We start from the raw sequence: 5,616 nt of genomic DNA on the forward strand, positions 1-5,616 counted from the left end.
GTATTGAGTACACTTCTCATTCAAATCCTACGTACTTTTTTAAATTATTTATTCTATTTCTTAACAATGAAAATTAATTTTTTAATTATGATTCTTGTCCTATTTTCAGGGAGAATCAATACTGAGCCTATATTAGTAGAATAATCGGATATCATTAACATACATAATTTATTTCAAAAAGAAAAAACATTATTTACAAAGTCATTTAATGTTTCAGGAAGACTGATACGTAAAATATAGAATAGGAGAAAAAAATTATTAATAACTTGTACACTTTTGAAAAAGATAATATATATTGAATTCGTATAACATTCTAGCAATGCTATAATATCTTAATAGAACTGCTAATCTTTAATCTGGTTAAAAAATGAGAGGGGTATGAACTTAAATTTTATATATTGTAAACCAGAAGCAAAAATCCTACTTTGGACATTAATCCCCGATTAGCTCCCGAGACGTAATAAAATAGTGGGTTGATATAAGTGAAAGCTAGTGGACTCTTAAGCATTCTCACCTTTTCAGAAAAAAGGAAGGATATTCTATTTTTACTTCAAGAGAATCCAAGAACTCTTTCCGAAATTAAAGATTACTTTGATGTAAGGTCACCTGAAATCCTGCCTCGCCTTAAAGAAATGGAAGGTTCAAATTTGATTGTCAGGCAGGAGGGACTGTATCGGCTGACACCTATTGGAAAAGTTTCAGCCATACATTACAGACCCTTACTGGATACTCTGACAGCTATAGAAGCAAACGAAATTTTCTGGAAAGATCATGACCTCGCTGCGATTCCTGATATATTGTTAAACAGAATTCAGGAACTTAAAGAGTGTAGAGTCGTAAGAGATGAACAGGAACATATTTACGATACTCATAAAGCATTTATAGAGAACGTAAGGACTTCTATCCACTTCATGGGCTTTTCATCCATTTTCCTTCCAAGCCATCCCATGATGTTTTTAGATTTAGCCCGTAGGAATATTCCCATTTCAATAATTCTTACACCTAATGTATTTTTTAAAATAAAAAGTGAACATAGTGTTCAGATTGAAGAATTCCTTAAATTCAAGCACACGGGTCTTTATGTATACGACAATGCAAAAGTAGCCTTTGTGGTAACAGATCGTTTCCTATCCCTTTCGCTCTTTTTCAAAAACGGAACCTTTGATCCTAGAAACGATCTGATAGGTTTTGACTCCTCTTCACTCAAATGGGGTGAAGATCTTTTTAAGTATTACAAAGATAATTCAATTGAAATAAAAAATCTATAAAACTTGTTGAAGGTTTCTGGGAAGAAACCTTAAAACTGGAGAGGTAAATCGGGATTGAAGAATTTGGTTTTTTCCAGATAAATCTCCAAATAACTAAGTAAAATTTTCTATATATTTTTATGTTTTTTCACTGCTTTCCCACTTCCACACAAATTTTCATTTTGAATCCCTTTATGTTAAAAAGACACTTGCAATAGTTCTCAGTCCGACAATTGAGGTTGATTCTCCATCTACAAGAATTGTTCTTTCTAACTTGCGGGAACGAGACTCTATGTTATCAGTTTTTGTATAATTATGGATGCAGATCAGCCCACATATAAAGCTATAGAGGATAATGATAGGTTCAAAAGCAAGGACTCCATTAATTATAGAAATACCGAGAATCAGGTGGGAGAGCAGGTGCAATCCAAGAAGGAAATTACGGGTGTTTTGTGCCCCAAGGCTTACAGGAAGGGTTTTGATACCTGCGAGAGTATCTCCTTTGATATCTTTGAAGTCATATATAGCAGAATTGATGAAGAGCTTAACCCCAAAGAAAGTGAAAACTAAAATTATTGGGAGCATGCTCCTACAGGTGCTGCCTGCAAGCCCTGAAATGAAAGCCCCCCAGGTGAGACCTACAACAAAATTTTTGCCTCCAAGTCCACCTTTGAGTTTTAAAGCGAATTTTCCTATTTTAATTCCTTTACTATAAAGGAAGCCGGTTATGAGAGGTAAGAATGCAAGTGCTAGCATTCCTTCTTTTGCCAGTACATAGCTTCCTATCACGAAGGTAATCATAGAGACTGCAAGTCCTATTTCTTTTCTTGACCCACTTAACTCTTTCCGGTTTATAATATCTTCTTCTGATCCAAGAGCCCTGTCGAGTGTATATACGCTGTAAATTACGAGTCCTCCTGCAATACAGGTGAATATACTTGAATGAATTTGAAGCAGGAGGAAGGCAATATGAATCCTTAATGCGCCTGAAAATGCAACTAATATGGAACTTTTTAAGAGTTCTAGTGTGGCATTCTTTTTCCCATATTCTGGGGCATTCTTTCGTCTGTACCTGAGAAAACGTTCAAAACTTCCGAAAAATACATTGGAGCTCATAAAAATAATATTGGAACACTTTTAAATATTATTTATTCAGTATAAGATTTTACAATGTTTGTAAGATATAAGGAATCGTCTATGTTTTAGAGAAATAAGCTAACACTAGCTGAGTAAACTAACGATTATTTTAGAAGAGAATCATGTTCTTGCTATCCTTAAAAATATTGGCGTGTATCCTGAAAGGCATCCAAACAATACAATATTTTTTAGGTTTAAACGCGTGGTTTCCATAGTAAGAAATGGATGGTAAACTCACATTTTGCGGTGTTTTTTTAAAAATCAATATTTTTCCTGATAACGCTTTTTGAAACAGATTCCTTTAATTTGAACTCTTATGGGCATTTCGTGAAAATTGAATGGTATCTTTTTGTTCTCTAAATACACCACATAGTCGATTTTTCCTTCTGCATAAAAGTTCAATAAATCCACGTTTGATTTAAAATCGATATCAAGAAACTTGTAAAATATCAAATTTTACTGTGGAAAGTGGGTTAAACTACTCACTCAAAACAGCGAAGAGCCAAAATAAATATGTTGAACGGCACCGATGTAATTCTGGAAAATGATTTAAAATGTGCTTGAATAAAATCGAATAAAAACTTTTTCGGAAGGCTCTGATCAGCAGAAATGATTAAACATTAAAAATAGAGGGCAGTAAAGCCCAGAAAAAAAGGATTACAAATATTATAAAGGAACTATTTTCTTTCCATATGCTTCATTTAATACCTGACCAAGGGCTGTGTATATTGCAGAGAGTCCTGTAAGGATTCCTTCATAACCGGCTATCTTCAGGATTCCGGCACTTTCCAGATAATTTCCTGCTGCAAGCAAGAAGAACAGGATTGTAAGGGTCAGGAAAACAACGGAGAGAGCCTTTGAGCCTTTGAGAGTACCTATGAACATGAATAGGGTGAAAACTCCCCACATGAATAGGTATGCAGCAAATGGGAGTGACTCTGTGGCCAGCCCTGCGTAGTCTGGAGACTTAGGAATAAGGATAATCCCCACCAGAGAAAGCCAGAAAAACCCGAATGAGGTAAAAGCAGTGGCTCCAAAGGTATTTCCTTTCTTCCATTCCTCGAGTCCGGCAATGACCTGAGCTAATCCACCGTAAAAGATACCTATCGAAAGGATCATCGCATTCATCGGATAGAAACCCGCATTGTGTATATTCAATAGTACAGTTGTCATTCCGAAGCCCATTAAACCCAGAGGAGCAGGGTTTGCGGATAAATCCGTTATTTTTATATCACGAATATTCATGACGTCTTTAATATTTTGACTCATAAAATTAAATCCTCCTTCCCGTTACCGGAAATCTAACCCAAACTTCCAATAAAAATAACATTAAGATACTCAGTTGTTTTTAAGGTCCGTTTTTCACATTTTGGAAATATGTAATTGTTAATACTTATAATTAAGGACAGTATTTATATTTTCAATACAATATAACTAAATAATATAATAGTCCCCACGAGTTGTTAAAAATTTTCATAATAAGCTATTTATGAACGAGTGTGGAATTTGCTTCATATGACTCATGCAAAAAAACCTCTTATGCTCATTATTCTTGATGGCTGGGGCTACAGGGAAGCAAGAGAAGGAAACGCTATCCTGGCAGCCAGAACTCCAAATCTTGACTCTCTGATAGAAGAATATCCCTGGTGTTTCTTAGAAGCCTCAGGGGAAGCTGTAGGCCTTCCGGAAGGCCAGATGGGAAACTCTGAAGTCGGGCACCTGAATATAGGGGCAGGGCGAATTGTGTACCAGGACCTAACCCGAATAAATCTCTCCATAAGGAAAGGTGACTTCTTCAAGAATCCGGCTTTTTTGGGTGCAATTTCAAATGCCAAAGCCAACGATTCCAGCCTGCATCTCATGGGGCTTGTCTCCTACGGAGGCGTTCATAGCTATATGACCCATATTTATTCCCTTATCAAGCTCGCACAGCAGGAAGGGTTGAAAAAAGTATATATACATGCTTTTTTGGATGGCAGAGACGTGCCTCCTAAAGCCGCCCTCAAAGATATAAAGGAGCTTGATGCTTTTTGTAAGGAGCACGGAAATGCTAAAATCGCAACTATATCAGGGCGCTATTATGCAATGGACAGAGATAAACGTTGGGATAGAACAAAACTTGCCTATGATGCCCTGACTCTGGGAGTTGCGCCTTACAAAACTCCTGATGCAGAAACTGCAGTTTCTGAAGCTTATGATAGAGGAGAAACTGATGAGTTTGTAAAACCGACTGTAATCACAGATTCAGAAGGAAAGCCTGAGGCAGTCATAAAGGATAATGATTCTATAATCTTTTTTAATTTCAGGCCTGATAGAGCACGGCAGCTTACCTGGGCTTTTGTAAATCAAGACTTTGAGAACTTTCCCAGAGAAAAACACCCGAAAGTTTACTATGTCTGTATGGCCCAGTACGATGAAACCCTTGATTTGCCTATAGCTTTCCCACCGGAAGAACTTGAAAATGTGCTTGGCGAAGTACTGAGCAAGCAGGGACTGACCCAGCTTCGGATTGCCGAAACAGAAAAGTATGCTCATGTGACCTTTTTCCTTAATGGAGGGCAGGAAAAATGTTATGAGGGAGAAGACCGCTGCCTCATCCCGTCACCAAAGATTGCTACCTATGACCTTAAGCCCGAAATGAGTGCATATGAGGTTACGGAGAAAGTGATAGGGAGGATTCGGTCAGGAAAGTATGATGTGATTGTCCTTAACTTCGCAAACATGGATATGGTCGGGCATACCGGTATCTTTGAGGCTGCAGTAAAGGCAGTGGAAGCCGTAGATAGCTGCGTGGGCAAAATTGCCGCGTGTCTGAAAGAGGTAGGAGGCGTAGCAATTATAACCGCAGACCATGGAAATGCCGAACAGATGGAAAATTCGACAACGGGAGAGCCACATACTGCACATACTTCAAATCCGGTAAAGTGCATTTACTTCGGAAACGATGAAGTTAAAGGACTTAAGAACGGAAAACTGTGTGATCTTGCACCAACCCTTCTGGAATTCCTCAAGATCCGAAAGCCTGAGGAGATGACAGGAGAATCTCTTATTATAAAATAATAATTTAAAAAGAAAAAAATAATCTGAAATTATTTAAGAAGGAGAAATTATCTGAAAATTACGAAATAACGAGAAAAGCAGCCAGAAATTTCAGAAACCCTAATTTTTCCTTCCTAATTTTCCTTTCCTAATTTTCCTTTCCTAATTTTCCTTTCCTAATTTTCCTTTCATA

At 37.2% G+C, this 5,616-nt stretch carries 4 protein-coding genes; 2 read left to right on the plus strand and 2 right to left on the minus strand.

Annotated elements, in window-relative coordinates:
- Positions 1–482 precede the first annotated feature (482 nt).
- Positions 483–1,268 carry a winged helix-turn-helix domain-containing protein gene (locus A9239_RS10625; protein ID WP_048122287.1) on the plus strand — a complete coding sequence of 262 codons (786 nt, stop codon included), beginning with the start codon at positions 483–485 and terminating at the stop codon, positions 1,266–1,268.
- Between the two features lie 171 nt (positions 1,269–1,439).
- On the opposite strand, the gene A9239_RS10630 is transcribed toward A9239_RS10625, so the two are convergent.
- Both A9239_RS10630 and A9239_RS10635 read right to left on the minus strand, forming a co-directional pair.
- Positions 1,440–2,363 (minus strand): UbiA family prenyltransferase, encoded by a 924-nt coding sequence (locus tag A9239_RS10630; RefSeq protein ID WP_048122286.1) that lies wholly within the window; start codon positions 2,361–2,363, stop codon positions 1,440–1,442.
- Positions 2,364–3,050: 687 nt separating this feature from the next.
- The gene (locus A9239_RS10635; RefSeq protein WP_048122284.1) at positions 3,051–3,653 is read right to left on the minus strand and encodes an acetate uptake transporter; all 603 of its coding nucleotides are present in this window, start codon (positions 3,651–3,653) and stop codon (positions 3,051–3,053) included.
- Between the two features lie 246 nt (positions 3,654–3,899).
- On the opposite strand from A9239_RS10635, the gene gpmI reads away from it, so the two are divergent.
- Positions 3,900–5,444 carry a 2,3-bisphosphoglycerate-independent phosphoglycerate mutase gene (gene gpmI, locus A9239_RS10640; RefSeq protein ID WP_048156508.1) on the plus strand — a complete coding sequence of 515 codons (1,545 nt, stop codon included), beginning with the start codon at positions 3,900–3,902 and terminating at the stop codon, positions 5,442–5,444.
- Positions 5,445–5,616: the final 172 nt, after the last annotated feature.

Source organism: Methanosarcina sp. A14 (genome assembly GCF_001729375.1).
Classification (GTDB): domain Archaea; phylum Halobacteriota; class Methanosarcinia; order Methanosarcinales; family Methanosarcinaceae; genus Methanosarcina; species Methanosarcina barkeri.